General features: G+C 72.5%; 12 protein-coding genes and 1 pseudogene. 5 read left to right on the top strand and 8 right to left on the bottom strand.

Translation table 11 applies throughout. The features are described from left to right. Positions 1–31: 31 nt before the first annotated feature. Positions 32–433 carry a hypothetical protein gene (locus LX15_RS00615; RefSeq protein WP_253667442.1) on the bottom strand — a complete coding sequence of 134 codons (402 nt, stop codon included), beginning with the start codon at positions 431–433 and terminating at the stop codon, positions 32–34. Positions 434–712: 279 nt separating this feature from the next. On the opposite strand from LX15_RS00615, the gene LX15_RS00610 reads away from it, so the two are divergent. The 4 genes and pseudogenes from LX15_RS00610 to LX15_RS00595 all read left to right on the top strand — a co-directional run bounded on the left by LX15_RS00610 (position 713) and on the right by LX15_RS00595 (position 10071). Continuing rightward, complete coding sequence (locus LX15_RS00610) at positions 713–1261, top strand: P-loop nucleotide/nucleoside kinase family protein (protein WP_253667441.1); 549 nt, start codon at positions 713–715, stop codon at positions 1259–1261. Between the two features lie 335 nt (positions 1262–1596). Continuing rightward, positions 1597–5817, top strand: coding sequence for a HAMP domain-containing hybrid sensor histidine kinase/response regulator (locus tag LX15_RS00605; protein WP_253667649.1), 4221 nt, complete (start codon positions 1597–1599; stop codon positions 5815–5817). 43 nt (positions 5818–5860) lie between these two features. Then, the gene (locus LX15_RS00600) at positions 5861–8302 is read left to right on the top strand and encodes a SpoIIE family protein phosphatase (protein ID WP_253667440.1); all 2442 of its coding nucleotides are present in this window, start codon (positions 5861–5863) and stop codon (positions 8300–8302) included. 772 nt (positions 8303–9074) lie between these two features. Continuing rightward, a pseudogene (locus LX15_RS00595) lies at positions 9075–10071 on the top strand (IS481 family transposase). 304 nt (positions 10072–10375) lie between these two features. Here LX15_RS00595 and mppR read toward each other — a convergent pair. From mppR to mppP, 3 genes are read right to left on the bottom strand one after another with little or no spacing between them, the layout of a single operon-like run. Beyond that, positions 10376–11182, bottom strand: coding sequence for an enduracididine biosynthesis enzyme MppR (gene mppR, locus LX15_RS00590; RefSeq protein WP_253667439.1), 807 nt, complete (start codon positions 11180–11182; stop codon positions 10376–10378). Positions 11183–11195: 13 nt separating this feature from the next. Next, positions 11196–12404 carry an aminotransferase-like domain-containing protein gene (locus LX15_RS00585; protein WP_253667438.1) on the bottom strand — a complete coding sequence of 403 codons (1209 nt, stop codon included), beginning with the start codon at positions 12402–12404 and terminating at the stop codon, positions 11196–11198. Between the two features lie 41 nt (positions 12405–12445). Then, complete coding sequence (mppP, locus tag LX15_RS00580) at positions 12446–13597, bottom strand: enduracididine biosynthesis enzyme MppP (RefSeq protein ID WP_253667437.1); 1152 nt, start codon at positions 13595–13597, stop codon at positions 12446–12448. A gap of 346 nt (positions 13598–13943) precedes the next feature. Between mppP and LX15_RS00575 the strand changes: the two genes are divergently transcribed. Beyond that, a complete protein-coding gene (locus LX15_RS00575; protein ID WP_253667436.1) occupies positions 13944–15464 on the top strand; it encodes a glycosyltransferase family 39 protein in 1521 nt (506 codons plus the stop codon). An 81-nt stretch (positions 15465–15545) separates the two neighbouring features. Here the strand turns inward: LX15_RS00575 and LX15_RS00570 are convergent, their stop codons facing one another. Genes LX15_RS00570 through LX15_RS00555 form a run of 4 tightly spaced genes read right to left on the bottom strand, consistent with a single transcriptional unit; the run spans position 15546 to position 19933 of the window. Beyond that, positions 15546–16214, bottom strand: coding sequence for a response regulator (locus tag LX15_RS00570; protein WP_253667435.1), 669 nt, complete (start codon positions 16212–16214; stop codon positions 15546–15548). Further along, the gene (locus tag LX15_RS00565; protein WP_253667434.1) at positions 16190–17392 is read right to left on the bottom strand and encodes a sensor histidine kinase; all 1203 of its coding nucleotides are present in this window, start codon (positions 17390–17392) and stop codon (positions 16190–16192) included. Before LX15_RS00565 ends, LX15_RS00570 begins: the two co-directional genes overlap by 25 nt. Continuing rightward, complete coding sequence (locus LX15_RS00560; RefSeq protein WP_253667433.1) at positions 17379–18635, bottom strand: MFS transporter; 1257 nt, start codon at positions 18633–18635, stop codon at positions 17379–17381. The genes LX15_RS00565 and LX15_RS00560 overlap by 14 nt, the downstream gene beginning before the upstream one ends. Beyond that, entirely contained in the window at positions 18632–19933 is a 1302-nt protein-coding gene (locus tag LX15_RS00555; protein WP_253667432.1) for a serine hydrolase domain-containing protein, read from the bottom strand. Before LX15_RS00555 ends, LX15_RS00560 begins: the two co-directional genes overlap by 4 nt. Between the last annotated feature and the right edge of the window lie 3 nt (positions 19934–19936).

Genomic DNA, 19936 nt, shown 5'->3' with positions numbered 1-19936 from the left:
CCGGTGTTCCGGGCCGGTCTCGGCGCCGCGTTCAGTCGGACCGCCGTCCGCTGGCGATGATCAGGGGAAGGGCGCGCGCCAGCGAGGCCAGGCTGGCGAACTCCCCGGTCAGGATCTTCCCCGCAACGCCGAACGGGAACGCGGCCGTGCCCTCGACCAGGACCGCGAGCGCGCCAGGGGCCTGCTCGTGCGCGCCCCACCGCCCACCGTAGGCGCGGATCAGCACCTCGCCCGTGTAGGAGCCGACCAGCTCCCGCCACCGCTCCAGCCGCTGGTCGTCGAGCGGCCCCTGGGCCAGCAGCTCCGCGCACACCTCGTCCAGCTCGTCGAGGCTGTCCACGCTCCAGTCGAGGTGGCGGCCGAACTGGGCGTCGACCAGCTCGACGCAGTCCTCGGCCGCGCGACGGAGGTCGGTGGTGGGGATGGTTGACATGGAACATGATCTTGCCATCGGCTCCGGTCCCGGCCAACGGGGTTCGACGGGGACGCCGGGGTTCTCACCCGCACGAACGGGAACGGCACCGGAAGTCCACTATGGACAGATATTCGCCGTCAGCCGACACCCCCCGATCGGGAACGCAAGAAGCACCGGTAAGCAAGAAGAACCCGCCAGCGAACCCGGCGCGCACCGAGGCCGCGCGCGCCGAGCAGACAACGGGACGGCCAGGAGATGCGGACGATCTCCCCGATCCGGCTCCGCAAAGCTGTGGCCATGCGCCACCTTCCGACGCTCGTCGTCGTCAGCGGCCCGCCCGGATCGGGCAAGACCACGCTCGCCCGCACGCTCGCCCGGGTGATCGGCTGCCCCGCCGTGTGCCGGGACGAGATCAAGGAGGGCATGGCCCACGCCACCCCCGGCTTCACGCCGAGCGAGAGCGACGAGCTGAGCCTCCGGACGTTGCCCGTCTTCTTCTCCGTGATCGGGACGCTGCTGCGGGCCGGCGTCACCACGGTGGCGGAGGCCGCCTTCCAGGACCGGCTGTGGCGGCCCGGCCTGGAGCCCCTGCTCCACCTCGCCCGCGTCCGGGTCGTGCACTGCGTGGTCGACGCGGAGATCGCCCTGGCCCGGGTGCTGCGGCGTCGTGCGGACGACCCGCTCCGACAGGTCCACGCCGACCCGCGACCGGAGGACGCCGACCCGCACGTGAAGGCGCACCGCGCGTTCCGGCGGGTGAGTGTCGACGCGCCGGCGATCGAGGTCGACACCACCGACGGCTACGCGCCCGCGCTCGACGCGGTCGTGGCGTTCGTGAACAGGTGAGGCCGGCCCCGGCGTTCCGACCGCGAGGAGCGATCACGACGCGGGTGGGCCCAGACTGGGAGGCGTGACGCGGCCGGTGGTGACGCGCGAGCGCGCGACCGTTTTGTCTTCTCCGTAGTGAATCGGTCACGGGCGGTGGCCGGCGACGCACGGGTGACTCGTCCGCGCTGTGTAACGTGAGCGCGGTGCGGCGACGGCACGCCCGGACGGGTGGCACCTGTCCGGGTTTGCGGTGACTCCAGCAGAACGAGGTGGACGTGGGCGACACCAAGGTCAGTGTTGGTCGTCGGGCGGCGGACGGCGGGGCGGGCGGGGCTGCGTGGGACCAGCCGGAGTTGCGGCAGTTGCTGGCGGGGCTCACCGCCGTCAGGGACGGTGACTTCGGCATCCGGCTGCCCGGGGACGGCGACGGCCTGCTGGGCGAGATCGCGACCGTGTTCAACGGCATGGTCGACCAGCTCTCCCTGTTCACCTCCGAGGTGACCAGGGTGGCCCGCGAGGTCGGCACCGAGGGCCGGCTCGGCGGCCAGGCCGAGGTGCCCGGCGTGTCGGGGACCTGGGCCGACCTGACCGACTCCGTCAACGCGATGGCGAGCAACCTGACCAGTCAGGTCAGGGACATCGCGCAGGTCGCCACCGCCGTCGCCAGGGGCGACCTGTCCCAGAAGATCACCGTCACCGCCCGCGGCGAGATCCTCGAACTCAAGAACACCATCAACACGATGGTCGACCAGCTCTCCGCCTTCGCCGACGAGGTCACCCGCGTCGCCCGCGAGGTCGGCACCGAGGGCCAGCTCGGCGGCCAGGCCGACGTCAAGGGCGTCTCCGGCACCTGGCGCGCCCTGACCGACTCGGTGAACTTCATGGCGGGCAACCTCACCGCCCAGGTGCGCTCCATCGCCCAGGTGGCCACGGCGGTGGCCAGCGGCGACCTGTCCCAGAAGATCACCGTCACCGCCCGCGGCGAGATCCTCGAACTCAAGAACACCATCAACACGATGGTCGACCAGCTCTCCGCCTTCGCCGACGAGGTCACCCGCGTCGCCCGCGAGGTCGGCACCGAGGGCCGCCTCGGCGGCCAGGCCGACGTCAAGGGCGTCTCGGGCACGTGGAAGGCGTTGACGGAGTCGGTCAACGTCATGGCCGACAACCTCACCGCCCAGGTGCGCTCGATCGCCCAGGTCACCACCGCCGTGGCGCGCGGCGACCTCACGCAGAAGATCCGGGTGGACGCCAGGGGGGAGATCCTGGAGCTGAAGGAGACCATCAACACGATGGTCGACCAGCTCTCCGCCTTCGCCGACGAGGTCACGCGCGTGGCGCGCGAGGTCGGCACCGAGGGCAACCTGGGCGGCCAGGCCACGGTGCGCGGCGTGTCGGGCACCTGGAAGGACCTCACCGACAACGTCAACGTGATGGCCTCGAACCTGACCAGCCAGGTGCGGTCCATCGCGCAGGTGGCGGCGGCCGTGGCCAGGGGCGACCTGTCGCAGAAGAGCACGGTGGAGGCCAAGGGCGAGGTGGCCGCCCTCGCCGGCGTGATCAACACGATGGTGGACACCCTGTCGGCGTTCGCCGACGAGGTGACCCGCGTGGCCCGCGAGGTCGGCACGGAGGGCATGCTCGGCGGCCAGGCCAGGGTCCCCAACGTCGCGGGGACGTGGAAGGACCTGACCGACAACGTCAACTCGATGGCGAACAACCTGACCAACCAGGTCCGCAACATCGCCCAGGTCACCACCGCCGTCGCCCAGGGCGACCTGTCGAAGAAGATCGACGTCGACGCGCGTGGCGAGATCCTCGAACTCAAGACGACGATCAACACCATGGTGGACCGGCTGTCGGCGTTCGCCTCCGAGGTCACCAGGGTCGCCCGCGAGGTCGGCACCGAGGGCAAGCTGGGCGGGCAGGCCGAGGTCGAGGGCGTCTCGGGCACCTGGAAGCGGCTCACCGAGAACGTCAACGAGCTGGCGGGCAACCTGACCAGGCAGGTGCGGGCGATCGCGGAGGTGACCAGCGCGGTCGCCGAGGGCGACCTGACGCGGTCGATCACCGTGGAGGCCTCCGGCGAGGTCTCCGAACTCAAGGACAACATCAACTCGATGGTGGAGTCGCTGCGCGAGACCACCAAGGCCAACCGGGAGCAGGACTGGCTCAAGTCCAACCTGGCCCGCATCTCCGGCCTGATGCAGGGGCAGCGGGACCTGACCGTCGTCGCCGAGCTGATCATGGACGAGCTGGCGCCGCTGGTGTCCGCCCAGTACGGCGCGTTCTACCTGGTCGACGACGCCGACACCGACCCGAGGCTGCGCCTGGTCGGCTCCTACGGCCACCCCGAGGCCGACGGGGCCGCGGTGGGGCCGGACCGGCTGCGGTTCGGCCAGTCCCTGGTGGGCCAGGCGGCGCGCAGCCGCAGGGTCATCGCCGTGGACGACGTGCCCGCCGACTACGTCGCGATCTCCTCCGCGCTGGGCAGCGCCGCGCCCCAGAGCCTGATCGTGCTGCCGATCGTGGTCGAGGAGCAGGTGCTGGGCGTCATCGAGCTGGCCTCGGTGCACCGGTTCACCGCCGTCCACCGCGACTTCCTCGAACAGCTCATGGAGCTGGTCGGCGTGAACGTCAACACCATCAGGGCCAACGCGCGCACCGACGAGCTGCTCGCCGAGTCGCAGCGGCTCGCCGCCGAGCTGCGTGCCCGCTCGGAGGAGCTCCAGATCCGGCAGGAGGAGCTGCAACGCTCCAACGCCGAGCTGGAGGAGAAGGCGGCGCTGCTGGCGAGCCAGAACCGGGACATCGAGACCAAGAACCTGGAGATCGAGCAGGCGCGGCAGGAGCTGGAGCAGCGCGCCCAGCAGCTCTCGCTGGCGTCGAAGTACAAGTCGGAGTTCCTGGCGAACATGAGCCACGAGCTGCGCACCCCGCTCAACAGCCTGCTGATCCTGGCGCAGCTCCTGGCCCAGAACCCGACCCGCAACCTCACGCCCAAGCAGGTGGAGTACGCGGGCATCATCCACTCCGCGGGGTCGGACCTGCTCCAGTTGATCAACGACATCCTGGACCTGTCCAAGGTCGAGGCCGGCAAGATGGACATCACCCCGGAGCGGGTGCCGCTGCGCCAGCTCCTGGAGTACGTCGAGGCGACCTTCCGCCCGATGACCAGCCAGAAGAGCCTCGGGTTCCTGGTGACCACCGCGTCCGGCGTGCCGGGCGAGCTGCTCACCGACGGCTCCCGGCTGCGGCAGGTCCTGCGGAACCTGCTCTCCAACGCGGTGAAGTTCACCGAGCGGGGCAGCGTGGAGCTGCGCATCGAGCAGGCCGACCCCGCCGAGCTGCCCGCCTCGGTGCGCCACCACGGGGCCGCCATCGCGTTCCGGGTGATCGACACCGGCATCGGGATCGCCGAGCACCAGTTGGAGTCGATCTTCGGGGCGTTCCAGCAGGCCGACGGGACCACCAGCCGCAAGTACGGCGGGACCGGGCTGGGGCTGTCGATCAGCAGGGAGATCGCCTACCTGCTCGGGGGCGCGATCCTCGCCGAGAGCGCGCTGGGCAGGGGCAGCACCTTCACCCTCTACCTGCCGGTGGCCCGTCCCGACTTCCAGGAGACGTCCGCCGGACCCCAGGGCGGCGACGCCGGGAACACGACGCGCCAGCAGGAGGTCCTGGCCGGACCGCCGCACGCGCCCACGGCGCCCTCGGCCCCGACGCAGCGGCGGCTGCTGGTGGTCGAGGAGCGGCCCCGAGGGCTGCTGTCCCTGGTCGCCGAGAGCGCCGTGGCCGACCTGGCCGGCAACCACGACCCCCGGGGACCGGTGCAGGTGGTGACCGCGGTCGGCGCGGAGGAGGCGGCGGCGGCCATGGCCGCGGAGTCCTACCACTGCGTGGTGCTGGAACTCGACATGCCGGGCGCGGCGGCCCAGCGGTTCCTGGAGGCGATGGACGGCGATCCCGCCCTGCGCTCCGTCCCGGTGCTGGCGCACAGCAACCAGCGCCTGCCGGGCGACCAGGAGCGGCGCCTGCGGGCCAGGGCCGAGAGCCGGCCGCTGGAGCTTCTGTCCAGTTTGGACGAACTCAGGGAGCGGGTCGCCCTGCACCTGACCGCCGACGGCCCCGGCGACGTGCTCCCCCTGGTGCGGGCGGAGGACCCGACCCCGGACGCGGCGTCCCAGGTGGACGGTGTCCTGACCGGACGGACCGTGCTGATCGTCGACGACGACGCGCGGAACCTGTACGCCCTCAGCTCCATCCTGGAGCTGCACGGCGCGCACGTCCTACACGCGGAGAACGGGCGGGAGGGCATCGACGCGCTCGCGGCGCACCCCGAGGTCGACCTGATCCTGATGGACGTGATGATGCCGGAGATGGACGGCTACGCCGCCACCGCCACCATCCGCGCCATGCCGGAGCACGCGGACCTGCCGATCATCGCGGTGACCGCCAAGGCCATGCCCGGCGACCGGGACAAGAGTCTCGCCGCCGGCGCGAACGACTATGTGACCAAGCCCGTGGACGCCGACGACCTCATCGCGTGCGTTCAACGCTGGTTGAACGGGTAACCCCCTCGGTATCGGCACGACCGACGACTGAGGAGGAGCACCCGTGGTCGACCCTGCGCATCCCGCCGAACCCGCGCGGGACGACGGGCGGCGTCCGTCCGCCCCTCCCGACGACGAGCGATCTCCCCACGGATGGAACCGGCTGGCGGCCACGGTGGAGCGGCTGCGCGACGAGGTGCGGAGGGCGAACGCCGAGGCCGAGGGAAGGGCGCTGATCGAGCTGGCCAAGGGCGTCCTGGTCGAGCGGCTGCGGTGCGGACCCGCGCAGGCGGCGCAACAGTTGAGCGACCTGGCGGCCAGGGCGGGCCTGATCGAACTCGAACTGGCCGCCGAGCTGGTCAGCCAGGCCGCGCAGGACCGGCTCACCGAGGCCGTCGGGGAGTTCCTGGCCCACTCCGGCCAGGGCGGAGACCAGGTCGACGGAGGCCAGGACGGGGAGCGGGACGGCCCCGCCGAGCCCTCGCCCGCGCTGCGGTTGCGCACCGCGGAGAGCGCGGTCCTGGCCGCGAACGACACGCAGCGCGTCGCCCAGTCGCTGTTGGACCACGCCCTGGAGCCGCTGGGCGCGGTGGCGGTGGCCGTGTGGTCGGCGGGGGTGGACTCCTCGCTGTCGCTGGCCGGGTTCGCCGGCTTCACCGACGAGGAGGCCCGGCGGTGGCACTACGTGCCGCCCGGTGTGGCCACCCCGGCGCGCAGGGCCCTCACCGACCGGGGTCCACTGTGGATCGAGGACCTGTCCCGGTCGGGGCTGCCGTCGATCGGGCACCTCACGCTGCCGACCGGAGGACGGGTGGTCGTCCCCGCCGAGGCGGGCGGACGCATCCTGGGCGCGCTGGAGATCTGCTGGCCGCAGGCGACGCCCCCGCAGCCTCCCGCGATCCAGCGGCAGATCGAGGCGTTGGCCGAACTCTGCGCGCACACCCTGGAGACCGGGACGCCCGCCGTGGCGGCGGGCTCTCCCGGCGACGACCAGTCGCTCGCCGAGCTGGTCAACCTCGCCGACGGGCTCTTCGACCCCGCCCTGGTGCTGCGACCGCACCGCGACGCCGGCGGCGGTCTCGTGGACTTCCGGGTCCACCACGTCAACCGCCACTTCGTGGACCTCTCCGGCCGTCCGCGCGGGGCCGTGCTGGGCGCGCTGCTGCTGGAGGCGTACCCCTCGGCCGCGACGCCCGGCCAGCTCTTCGACAAGGTCGAGCGCGTGTACGCGACCGGGGAGGCGTTCCATGCCGAGCGGATGCCCCTGCTCACCCTGGTCGACGAGGTACCGTTGACCGTGGTCGCGCGGGTCAGCGTCAACCGGCACGGCGACAACGTGCTGCTGGTCTGGCGGGTGGAGGACGAGGCGGCCCGGCTGGCCAACCTGCTCCAGCACGCCCAGCGCCTGGGCCGCGTCGGCGGGTTCGAGGAGAACACCGTCACCGGCGAGATCACCTGGAACGACCAGCTCTTCGCCCTCTACGGGCTGGAGCCCACCGCCGACCCCGTCCCGCTGAGCCGGTTGTCCGCCCACGCCCACAGCGACGACGCGGTGCCCATCAACAGGTTCCTGCGCACGGTGCTGCACCACGGGCGCCCCGCCGCCACGACCTTCCGGTTGCGACGGTCCGACGGGGTCACCCGGCACATGCGGGTCATCGCCGAACCGGTCCTGGACAGCGACGGGGACCTGATGGCCGTTCGCGGCGCGTACCAGGACATCTCCGCCCAGCACTGGACCGAGGTCGCCCTGTCGGCCACCAGGGACCAGCTCGCGCACACCGAGCAGCGGGTCGCCGAGCAGAACCGGCTCGCGCTCCAGCTCCAGCAGGCGATCATGCCGCCGGCGCAGCCGCCCATCGACGCCTTCGACCTGCGCGTCGCCGTCCGCTACCGGCCGGCCGAGCAGGAGCACCTCGTGGGCGGGGACTGGTACGACGCCGTCGTCCTGCCGTCCAAGCAGATCCTGGTCTCGGTGGGCGACATCACCGGGCACGGACTGGAGGGCGCCACGCGGATGGTGGTGCTGCGCAACGCCCTGCGCGGCCTCGCGGTGACCGGGGCGAGCCCCGGTCAGCTCCTGAGCTGGCTCAACCTGGTGGCCCACCACCTCAACGACAACATCCTCGCCACCGCGATCTGCGCCCTGTACGACCCGCAGACCCGGGTGCTGCGCTGGGCGCGCGCCGGGCACCTGCCGCCGGTGCTGGTGCGCGGCCGCCAAGCCACGAACCTGCGCATGTTGTCGGGTGTGATGTTGGGCGTGTGCTCCCAGGTGGAGTACGAGGAGGGCGAGATCCAGCTCGAACACGACGACGTCCTGCTGCTCTACACCGACGGTCTGGTCGAGCGCCGGGACCTCCCCCTCGACGACTGCCTCGAATGGCTGCGCGCCACCGCCGCCGCGTCCGCCGTTCCCCTGGAGGAACTCCTCGACCACCTGCTCACGCACAGCCCGTCCGACACCGACGACGACACCTGCGTGGTCGGCATCCAACTGACCTGAGGGCCGACACCGCCAGCCGAGGGCGTGTCTGACGGATCACGAACCCAGTCGCGCAGACCAACAAGCTCCAGCCCACCAAGGCAGTCACGACGCAGTCGGGCCACCGGTCAACACCACTGACAGAGGTCGGCCATGGCCGTCGCGGGCGAGATGGATCGTGGTGGTGGCTCCCACCGCGGGAGCGACCGAGGGCATGATCAGATGGCTCACGGTGCCCGCCGCACGATCCGCCCTCCCCCTGTGTGAGACGCCGTGCTGCGGCGGGCGCCCGGGGGCGTGCTGGTGCGTGTCGCACGGTGCTGGAATCGACCGCCACCTTCGGGGCGGGTTCGTTGATCGCCTCGGCGGGTACCCGCACCCGTGACACCACGGGTGGTCAGGGTTCCGGTGCGTGACCACCGCCAGAACCGGTTGTCGACACCTCTTCCACGGCCCGTGCCGTTCCGTCAGGTCACGCCATGCCACACCTGTCTTGGCTGGGAATGGCGTCCCGTTGATCACGCGACGCCTCGTCTCCCCGGGGGCGTCCCTTCGCGCCGAAGGCGGGCAGCAGGGTTCGATGCCTGTCATTGCTCGTCGGTCAACTCGTGCCTGCGCACCACCATGCGGGATCAAAGCCGATCAACCACACCAGCTTTGAGGACTCGCCCTAGGTGTACTGACCACTGAGGTTGCGAACGGTTCGACACGTCATCGGATGATCGTGGAATGAGGGAGGGCCTCCGGGTTCGGTGTGGATCGCGACGTCGACACCAACCAACGCAAACCCCTCGTGACCCACGCTCACACACCACTGACTCCGCTGGGCAGGCTGCGCCTGGCCCGCTGTGTCGTGGACGAGGGGTTGGCCGCTGCGGCGGGCCGCGGAACGGTTCCAGGTCTGGAGTCAGCACCGTGAAACGCTGGGCCGACCGCTACCGGGACGAGGGTGAGCCGGGCGTGGCCGACCGATCGTCTCGTCCGCACACGAGTCCGGGGCCGGATCCCGACCCGCAGCGAATCGGCGGATCATCACGGTTCGCCTGGCACGGCGATGGAGGGCCGGCCCGCATCGCGTTCCCGCTGCACCTGGCGCCCTCCACCGTGCATCGTGTGCTGGCCCGGTTCGGCCTGGCCCGGCTGGCCTATCTCGATCGGGCCACCACGCAACCGGTGCGCCGCTCCGAACGGGCGAGGCCCGGTGAGCTGGTGCCCGTCGACATCACCACACTCGGCACCATCCCCGACGGCCGCGTCGGGTCACCAGCCGCCAGGCCAGCACGCGTCACCGCACCCACACACCGGGCAAGACCCACGACCGCAACGGCAACAGCCACCTCGGCCACACCGACCCGCACAACCGTCGTGGACGACCACTCCCGGCTCGCCCCCCAGCGACATCCCGCCCGACGAGAAGAAGCAAACCGCGGTCGCGTTCCGGCAACCAGCCCAGAACGTCGTCACCACCAACGGCATCACCGTCGAACGGGTACTCACCGACAACGGCGCGTGCTACAAGTCCCAGCTCTGGCGCGACACCCTGACCACCGCCGGCATCAGCCACCAACGCACCCGCCCCTACCGGCCACAGACCAACGGCAAGGTCGAACGCCGCAACCCGCACCCTGCTCGACGAATGGGCCTACGCCCGCCCCTACCGCACCAAGACCGAACGACGAGCCGAGCCGCCGCGGTGGCCGCACACCGACCATCACCACCGCGGCCACACCGCACTCGCAGGCCAACCACCCGCCAGCCGCGTTCCCCACCTCTCAGGTCAGTACACCTAGGGGCGGTGTCCCATGGAGAAGCGGTGCCCCATGGAGAAGCGGTGCTCCATCGAGGAGCGGTACTCCATCGAGGAGCGGTGGTCGGGGGATCGCCTTTCGTTGTCACCCGTTCGTCGGAAAAGCCTCGTGGAGTCGGATCGTCCACTCCGCACTACTGTCCCGGGTGTCCCCCGCTGGTTGACTTGGTGGCGGAGCTGACCCCCATCACGCTCCGGCCCGGGTTTCCGACCAGCCCCCTGGAAACCCGAAGGCCCGCGCGGACACCCACAGGCCCAGGGTGTCCGCGCGGGCCAAAAGAATCCGGTCAGGCCTGGAGGAGCCTGCCCCCGCACAGGGTTTCGGCGTAGGCGAAGACGTAGCCCTGGCCGATCTCCACCGGGGCGAGGCCGGCGAAGTCGTCGTCGAGCGGGGACGGGAACCGCAGCTCAGCGCCACCGGCCCAGATCTCGCCGAACTCAACTCCGGTCACCTCGGAGGAGACGAGTTCGGCCACGGGTGGGGCCGACGAGGTCCAGGTGGGGAACACGCGCGTGTGCACCAACGGAACCGTGTGCAGCAACGGGGGCTGCTCGATCCGGCGTTCGGCGCGCACGGCCATCTCGGCGACGCGCCGGCCGTGGACCGACAGGGTGCCGGCGTGCCGGCCGGGGGCGTTGGGCTTCGGGCCGGCCAGCCCGACGCTCTTCGGCCGGGTCTGGTGGACCGAGCCGAACTGCTTGGGCATGCCCTGTACCCATCCCCGCATCATGGGGACGGGGCTGTCGACCCACGCGTACGGGCAGCGCGCCATGGGCACGCCCTCGTACTCGCAGGCGAGCAGGATGAGGAACTCGGTGAACTGGCTCCGCTGCGGGTCGTCGAGTTCCTCACCGGACTCCGAGCACCACTGCCACTCGGCGAAGACCGCCGCCGCCGCGCCGGGGTCGGCGCCGAGGGACAGTCCCGGCGGGAGGAAGCGGGCGGCGGCCTCGGGGTCGACGCGGTAGTCGACCATGATCACGTCGCCGGAGAAGTGCCACGGGGGCGGGGTCAGCATGGCGGAGGCGCCGGTCGGCGACAGCGGCAGGCTGTAGCCGGTCGGGCCCGCCTCGGCGGGGGCCGTCGTGGTCATGCTCGTCCCTTCGTCACGCGGGAGTCGTCGACGCGGACCGCCAGGCTTCGGCGAGCAGTCCGGCCGCGACCGTGAGCTTGTCGGGTTCGGTGAAGCTGTAGGCGAGGCGCACGGCCGCGTGCGGTCCCGAGCCGAACCGGGACCCGGCGGCCACCCGCACCCCGACCGCCTCGGCGGCGGCCAGCAACGCGGACTCGGGGTGCGCGAACGCGCGGACCCACAGGAAGTAGCCGCCCTCCGGCGGGTCGCAGGCGAAGTCGTTGTCCACTGTGGACCCCACGCCGGACCCCATGCCGGCCCCCATGCCGGGCCCCAGCCCGCACCCCAGCCCGGACCGCAGCGCGGTCGCGAGGGCGTCCCGCCTGGTGCGCAGCCGGGCGCGCAGCCACGTCAGGTGGCGGTCGTAGGCGCCGGAGCGCAGGGCGTGCGCGACGGCGAGCGAGGTGGTGTGGTTCGCCGAGCCACCGCTGACGAACACGCCCTGCTCGGCCACCCGCGTGACGACCGAGGGGTCGGCGAGCAGGTAACCGAGCCGCAGCCCCGGCGCGAGCGTCTTGGAGAACGTGCGGAGCCGGACGACGCCCTGGTGCTCGGCGAGTCCCGCCAGCGAGCGGGGCGGCGTCCGCCCGTCGAGGTCCAGTTCCGCGTAGGCGTCGTCCTCCACGAGCAGCACGTCGAGGCGACGGGCGACCGCGAGCAGGTCACGGCGTCGCGCCTCGGGCATGACCAGCCCGGTCGGGTTGTGGAAGGTGGGCACGAGGCAGGCGAACGCCACCCGGCGCCCCTGGGCGCGGACGGTGGTCACCGCCTCCTCGAACGCCCCGGGGTCGACGCCGTGGGCATCCATCGCCACCGGGAACGGACGCAGCCCGCAGTCGCGCAGCAGGCGTCGCCCCAGGTCGTAGCCGTACTGCTCGACGAGCACGACGTCGCCGGGCTCGGCGAACGTCCGCGCCAGCAGGTACAGCGCGTGCGAGGTGCCCGCGGTGACGAACACGTGCTCCGGGCCGCACGCGCTGCCTTCGGCGCGGGCCACCCGGTCGGCCACGGCCGCGCGGAATGGCTCGGCTCCCCGGTCGTCGCCGTAGGCCAGCGCGGCGGCCCCGAACTCGGCGAACGCGCCGTGGTAGGCCTCGGCGAGCAGGCCGGCGGGCAGCAGCCCGGGGGCCAGGTAGCCCGGACCGAGGTCGAGGACCCCGTCCGGGCACACCTGTTGGACCACCCCCGGCCGCCACGCGCGCGCGTGGGAGAGGGGTCCGGCCATCACCGGGCGAGCAGCACCGACCGGAGGGCCTCCGCCGCCTGGGCCACCGCGGAGGGCGACCGGGACAGGGCGACGCGCAGCGAGTGCGCCCCCTCCTCCGGCCGCGCCCAGTGGAACTGCTGGCAGGGCAGCGCGAACACGTTGTGCTCCCGCAGCGCCGACCACACGTCGAGGCCGAGCCGCTCGCCGAGGTGCACGCGCTCGACGCTGACCCGGCTGTCCAGGTCGGTGAAGGTCACCCCCGGCACGTCGGCCAGCCGGTCACGCAGGATGGCGCGGTTGCCCGCGATGAAGCGGTGCAGCTCGACCAGCCCGCCGCCGATGCCGTCCTCGGCGAAGCGCCGCACCATCGACAGCACCAGTGGCGACACGCCGAGCAGGATGTCCGAGTAGATCTTGGCCAGCGGCAGCCCGACGTTGGTGGACGACACGAGGAAGCCGATCTTCAGTTCCAGGGTGGGCCACAGCTTGCCGGTGTCCTCGATGACGACCCAGCGGCAGCCGCTGGCCTCCAGCACCGCGTAGTGGTCGTAGTGCGCGCGGGTGTCGAAGCCCCGGAAGGACGTGTCGAGGGTGAGCACGACGTCGTGCTCGGCGCACTGCGCGGCCAGGGCGCGCAGCCGCTCCTCGGACAGCACCCGGCCGGTGGGGTTGTTCGGCGTGGTCACGAAGACGGAGCCCACGGAGCGGAGCAGCTCGACCGGCAGGTCCCCGCCGTGGAGGACGTCCTCCTCCAGCGGCACCAGCCGCAGCCCGACGCCGCGCAGGATGTCGGGGATGTTGTCGAAGGTGGGGTGCACGAGCGCGATCGCGTCGGCCGCGGTGGCCAACGAGCGGGCGAAGATCTCCATCGCCACCGACGAGGAGTAGCAGCTCAGCACCCGGCCGTCGTCGGCGGGGTAGGAGTGCTGGCCGAGCATCTCGAAGTAGGTGCGGCACGCCTGCCGCTCGATCTCCTCGACCGGCCGCTTCACCGCGTCGGCCCACAGCTCGGGCAGCTCGTCGACGACCCTGCTCTGGCCGGGGGTGAGGGGCTGGCGCGCGTGGCCGTCCGAGAGGTTGAGCGGGCTGTTGAGCGCCAGGTACTCGAACTGCGTGAGGTTGCCGGGGGTGGTGGCGGCGAGCACCGGGCTCGTCTGCGTGTCCTGCATTCCGATCACAAGCACCTTAGGTAGGAGGAAACGGGCTTGGAGCCACCGCGCGCCGGACGCGACGCCCCGAGCGTCCACAGTGGACACGACAGGGCGCTGTCCCCGAATCGGGAGAGATCAACGGAAACGGTGTCCGGCGACCGGTTGACTCACCGGCGGCTGCGGCGAGCAGCCGGGACGAAACGACTCCCCGAGTAGAACACCCTCGCGTGGGCGCTGTCCACGACGAGAGTCAGGACGCCAGTGGTCGACCTGCGGCTTTTCCGCAGAAATCAAGAACCTTGTCGGTCCCGCGGACCCGCCCCAGAATCCCGTCGACAGTCGCCCCCGCGCTCGGAGTGAGGCCATGACCGCGTCCGCCACGATCGAGGCAGCCGACCGAACCGACGAGGACGGCGTCCCCGCGCTGCGGGCCGGCCCGGTCCTGGTCGTCGCCGGGGTGCTCGGCGCGTTGTTGTTGGCCACGGCCGGCCGGCACGGCTACTACATGGACGAGCTGTACTTCCGGGTGGCCGGGCGTCATCTCGCCTTCGGGTACGTGGACCAGCCGCCGCTGGCGCCGTTGCTGGCGCGGGCGCAGATCGCGGTGTTCGGGGACTCCGTGTTCGCGCTCCGGGTGGTTCCCGCGCTGCTGGCGGTCGCGTCGGTGGTCGTGGCCGCGCTCGTGGTCAGGGAACTCGGGGGTGGCGGGCGGGCGCAGGTGCTCGCCGCGCTCGCCACGAGCGCCTCGCTGGCGACGTTGGCCGCCGGTCACGTGCTGCACCCGACCGCGGTGGACCACCTGGTCTGGGTGACGGTGTGCTGGCTGGTGGTCCGGCTGGTGCGCACCGGGGACACCCGGCTGTGGTTGGCGGTCGGCGCGGTGGTCGGGGTGGGCCTGCTCGCCAAGTACCTGGTGGCGTTGCTGGTGGTCACGTTGCTCGTCGGCCTGGTGCTGTGCGGGCCACGACGGGTGCTGCGCAGCGGTCACCTGCTGGGCGGCGTCGTGCTCGGCCTGGTGGTCGCGGGGCCGGGGATCGTGTGGCAGGCGCGCAACGGATGGCCGCAGTTCACCATGGCCTCGGAGATGTCCGCCGGGTTCGGTGTGGAGGGCGCGGTCGGCTTCCTCGTCGGACAGCCGCTGATGATCGGGCTGTTCCTGACTCCACTGTGGATCGCGGGGCTCGTGGCGTTGTTCCGGCGTCCCCAGTGGCGCCCGTACCGGTCGCTGGCCGTGGCCTACCTGCTGATGGTGGTGCTGTTGACGGTCGTCGGCGGGTTCAGCCGGTACAGCGAGGGTCTGTTGACCGTGTTGCTCGCGGTGGGGTGCGTTCCGGCCGTCGACTGGGCGCGCGGCGTGGGCCGGCGCGCGCTGCTCGGGGCCGCGGTGCTGCTCAACGCGGTGACGTCGGCGGTGATGTGCCTGCCCGTCCTGCCGGCCACGGCCTACGGCGAGGACTCGCCGCTGGCCGGGTTCGCCGACGCCCAGCTCGGGCAGACGGGGTGGGCGGAGCTGACGGAGCAGGTCGCGGCCGTGTACCGGTCGCTTCCGGAAGGCGACCGCGCGCGGGCGGTGCTGCTCGGCCAGAACTACAGCGAGGCCGGCGCGCTGGACCGGTACGGCCCCGGGCTGGACCTCCCGGCCGTCTACAGTGGACACAACTCCTACGCCGACTTCGGGGTCCCCTCCGACGACAGGACCGTGGTGGTCGCGGTCGGCGTGGACGTCGCGACGCTCCGCCCACTGTTCGGCCGGTGCGAGACCAGGGCCACCCTTTCGTTCCCGCTGCCGCATTTGGATCAGGGCAAGGAGGTCGTCGTCTGCCACGACCCGAACCGCCCGTGGGACCAGATCTGGCCCAGCCTGCGCTGGATCGGCACGTTCTGACCACGGCCGCCCCTCCCCCTCGTGTCCGCCCGACGCGCGCCCCGCGTCGGGCGGACACGTCCGTCAGGGGAGGCCGACCGGTCAGTTGCGCAGGTAGGTGAGCACGGCCAGCACGCGGTGATGCCCCTCGGCGCCGGAGATGTCCAGCTTCGTGAAGATCGCGTTGATGTACTTGGCGACCGCGGCCTGACTGACGCACAGGTGCTCGGCGATGGCCGCGTTCGCCCTGCCCTCGGCCATCAGCGCCAGCACCTCGCGCTCCCTCGGCGTGAGCCGGCCGAGCAGGTGGGCGGACCGCTCCCTGCGCAGGAGCTGCCGCACCACCTCGGGGTCGATCACCGTGTCGCCCTCGGCGATGCGCTCGACGGCGCTCACGAACTCCCGCACCGCGCCCACCCGGTCCTTGAGGAGGTACCCCAGTCCGCCGACGCGGCCCCGGCCGTCCGCCTCCAGCAGTTCGAACGCGTAGGTGGGGGCGACGTACTGGGTCAGCACCAACACGCCCAGCCGGGGATGCCGCGCCTGGAGGTCGACGGCCGCGCGCAGGCCCTCGTCGCTGAACCCCGGCGGCATCCGCACGTCGGTGACCAGGATGTCCGGCTCCTGCTCGTCGACGGCCTCGGTGAGCGCCTCGGCGTCGCCGACCGCCGCGACCACGTGGTGGCCGAAGCGCTCCAACACCGCGGCCAGGCCCTCCCGCAGCAGGACGCCGTCCTCTGCCAGCACTACCCGAAGTCCGGCGTTTCCCATGGCAGCTCCACTCGCAGTTCGGTCGGCCCTCCCGGTGGGCTGGACACCGCCATGGACCCGCCCACCACGGCCACCCGGTCCGCGAGGCCCTGGAGGCCGGTGCCCCGCTCCGGCGAGGCGCCCCCGATCCCGTCGTCCCGGACGACCAGCACCATGTGATCATCCCGGGCGCTGCCGATGATCTGGGCCGAGGACGCCCTGCTGTGCTTGATCACGTTGGCCAACGCCTCGCTCACCACGAAGTACGCCGCCAGCTCCACCTGCGGGCACGGCCGGCGGGGCAGGGTGAACCGCACGTCGACCGCGAGCGGGCAGCGGTCGGCCAGCTCGGTCACGGCGGCGGGCAGGCCCCGGTCGGTCAGCACCTGGGGCCGGATGCCGCGGATCAGCTCCCGCAGCTCCGCCAGCACCCCCTCGGCCTCGGACCGCGCCCTGGCGACCAGCCGCGCGCCGGCCTCGCTGACCCCGGACAGCTCCAGCTCGGCCAGGCCGAGCGTCATGATCAGCGCGACCAGGCGTTGCTGGGCGCCGTCGTGCAGGTTCCGCTCGATGCGCGTGCGCTCGGCCTCGAACGCGTCGACCAGGCGGCTGCGCGAGTGCGACAGCTCCTGCACCTGGTCGGCGAGCCAGGCCTCGGGCGAGGTGAGGCAGCGCCGGGCGACCGCGGCCTGGCCCAGCGCGAGCAGGACGACCAGGTACCCGACCACCGGCACGAACACGACGCCGACGAGCACGGCGGCCGGCCCGCTCACCGGCCCGTCGACGTTGACGATGGGCTCGATCTCGAAGACGAACTCCAACACCGGCGACAGGGGCACGATCACCGCGCACAACGCGGCCACGAGCGCCACGAGGTCAACGACCGCGATCACCGTGGTGAACACGAGGGTGTAGCCGAACAGCCGCCACGGGCAGCCCCTGCTGGGGGCCACCCGGCCGTCCACGATCTTCAGGCGTCGGCGTTCCGCCGCGCTCACCGGCAGGGCCAGCAGCACGTTCATCCCCAACAGCCCGGCGACGGCGACCGGCAGCCCCCACTCGGTCTCCAGCGCCATGGCGCCCCGGACGAGCGCGAGCACCGGCAGGCCGCCGAGCGCGCCGAGCGCGACGTACCACAGCGCCCGCCACGGCCTCCCGGTGAGCAGGAACCGGGGCCGGCCGAGGTCAGCCGCGCGCACCGGCGGTCTCGTCCAGCGTCTCGGGCGCCAGCGTCGCCGAGGGGAACCGGCGCATCGTCGGGCTGAGGGACACGCCGAGCGCGACGAGTCCGAGGGCGGCGGCGCACACCAGCGTCCCGGTCGTCCCGCCGGCCGCGGCGAGCAGGCCGCCGAACAGCGGGCCGAGCGCGCCCGCGCCGCCCGAGCAGAACCCGGCGAGGCTGCTCAGTCGGCCGCGGAGCCGGTCGGGGGTGGTCACCAGTTGGTAGGTGAGCACCGTCGTGTTGGCCACCGGCACGCAGAACATCACCGCCCCGAGCAGCACGCCGAGCAGGACGCCGGCCGGGACCAGGCTCATGGCCGCCACCAGGGCCGTGGCCAGCCAGGAGAACCCGACCAGGACCACGGGGGCGGGCAGCGCCGCGCGCAGCCGGTCGGCGGCCATCCCGCCGAGCAGGCCGCCAGCGCCCAGGCAGGCCATGGTCAGGCCGATCTCGCCGGTGTCCACCCCGGTCTCCCCCGACACCGCGAGGACGATCGTCACGAGCGCGCCCAACACCAGGTTGCAGAAGACCATCCACAGCATGGTGGCGCGCAACGTCCGGTGCCCCAGCACCCAGCGGAAGCCCTCGGCGACGTCGGCCCTGACCCGGGTCGGCGGCGCGTCGGCCGGCGTGACCCGGTGCGGCAGGCGCAGGAACAGCAGCGCCACGAAGGACAGGCCGAGCATGACCGCGTCCGCGACGAGCGGGGTGGCCGGGTGCGCGGTGAACAGGAAGCCGGCGACCGCCGGGCCGAGCAGGGTGGCCACGAACGGCCGCGCGGCGTTGCGGGCCACCGCCCTGGCGAGCTGGTCGGCCGGCACGACCTGGGGCAGGGCCGCGTGCTCCACCGGGTCGAACACCGCGCCGAGGAAGCCCTCCACGGCCGCGACGGCCAGCACCGCCGCGAGGTGGCCGGCGCCGCCGAGCACGGCGAGGGCCAGGGCGCCCATCGCGAGGGCGCGCCCCAGCATGCACACGACCATGATCCGCTTGCGGTTCCACCGGTCGGCGGCCACGCCCGCCGGCACGACGGCGACCATGTTCGCCGCCATCAGCACCGACGAGGCCAGGCCCATGGCCAGTGGGGAGCCGGCCATGGCGAGGATCAGCAGCGGGAAGGCGATCTGGGTGATCTCGGCGGCGAGTTCGGAGAGGAGCTGGCTGCCCCAGAGGATGTGGTAGTCCCGGTTGCGGGACAGCGGGACGCTCGGCCGGCTCATCCGGTGGCGCCCCCGCGTCGACGGGCGAGTCGTCCGGTCACCTGGATCAGGTCGATGCCCCCGGTGTCCGGGTCGCGGAGGAACCGGCCGCCCAGTGACGTCGCCCCCATGGCGACGCGGAACCGCAGGTCGGGCAGGCAGGTCAGCGGAACGACCTGGTCGCCGTCCAGCGCGAGCGCGAGCCCGCCGCCGTCCTGCGCGGTCACGACGAAGGCGGCATGGCCGTTGACGTAGTGGCCGGCGGCCTCGGGCGGCCCGGGGACCGGGGTCTGGTCGGGTTCCTCGCTCCGCCCCAGCGACAGCCCCTCCTCCGCCGCGAGTTCGTCGGCCAGGTCCCGCCACAGGGCCGCGCCGGTGGACGCGTTCGTCGTCAGCGCGACGGCGGTGCCGCTTTCGGGCTCGAACCGGAGGTGGCAGGACGTGCCGTCGCCGGTGCCGTCGTGGCCGTACCAGTCGCCGTCCGGTCCGCGGTACCTCGCCCAGCCGAGCCCCCAGCCGTCGGCCATGCCGTACGGCCCCACGGTGATCCCGTCGAGCTGGTCCCGGCACATCGGGGCGGCGGCCTCGCGGTCGAGGACGCCGCCGCCGGCCAGGGAGTCGGCGAGGAACAGGTCCGCGAAGGCGACCAGGTCCGCGGAGGACAGCGCCAGGGCGCCGTTCGGCGCCTCCACCTCGGGCATCACCTGGCTGCCGACCGGCAGCACGCGGTCGCCGGTCACCACGTGACCGGGCACGGACGGGCGGGGTCCCGGGTCGCCCACCACGAAGGCCGGGGTGATCCCCAGGGGGCGCAGCAGGATCGACGCGACCGCCTCCGCCCAGTCCATCCCGGTCACGTCCTCGACGAGATGTCCCGCCAGGACGTAGCCGACGTTGGAGTAGGAGAAGACCGTGCCGGGCGCGTGCTGGGGTGAGCGTCGCGCCGGGTACCGGGCCACCCACCGCCGGCGCGGCAGGTCGACCGCGTCATCTTCGTCCACATTGGACTCAAGTCCCGAGGTGTGGCTGAGCAGCCGCCGCACCGTGATGCCGGGGTCGTAGTCCGGGACCGGCTCGTCGAGTTCCAGGTCGCCGTCGGCCACGAGCGCCATCACCAGCGCCGCGGTGAACGGTTTGGTCAGCGACCCCAACGGGAACGCCGACGCCTCCGTGACGGGAGCGGCGGCGTCGTGCCGCTCCCGTCCCACCGCGACGGTGACGGTCCTGCCGTCCCGACGCACGGTGAGCTGCGCGCCGGGGACCCGGTGGTGTTCGGCCAGCCGGGCCACCCTCGCGCCGAGCTGCTGGTCGTCGATCACGGC

The sequence above is a fragment of the Streptoalloteichus tenebrarius genome, assembly GCF_024171885.1.
GTDB classification, from domain to species: Bacteria; Actinomycetota; Actinomycetes; order Mycobacteriales; family Pseudonocardiaceae; genus Streptoalloteichus; species Streptoalloteichus tenebrarius.
The sequence above is the reverse complement of the archived record's forward strand: the minus strand, read 5'-3'. Positions and strand labels throughout refer to the sequence as shown.

Excerpts from the sequence above, each read along its gene's own strand:
- LX15_RS00610 (WP_253667441.1), top strand. The coding sequence starts at position 713 with ATGCGCCACCTTCCGACGCTCGTCGTCGTCAGCGGCCCGCCCGGATCG.
- LX15_RS00570 (WP_253667435.1), bottom strand. The coding sequence starts at position 16,214 with ATGGGAAACGCCGGACTTCGGGTAGTGCTGGCAGAGGACGGCGTCCTG.
- mppP (WP_253667437.1), bottom strand. The coding sequence starts at position 13,597 with ATGCAGGACACGCAGACGAGCCCGGTGCTCGCCGCCACCACCCCCGGC.
- LX15_RS00575 (WP_253667436.1), top strand. The coding sequence starts at position 13,944 with ATGACCGCGTCCGCCACGATCGAGGCAGCCGACCGAACCGACGAGGAC.
- LX15_RS00615 (WP_253667442.1), bottom strand. The coding sequence starts at position 433 with ATGTCAACCATCCCCACCACCGACCTCCGTCGCGCGGCCGAGGACTGC.
- LX15_RS00560 (WP_253667433.1), bottom strand. The coding sequence starts at position 18,635 with ATGAGCCGGCCGAGCGTCCCGCTGTCCCGCAACCGGGACTACCACATC.
- mppR (WP_253667439.1), bottom strand. The coding sequence starts at position 11,182 with ATGACCACGACGGCCCCCGCCGAGGCGGGCCCGACCGGCTACAGCCTG.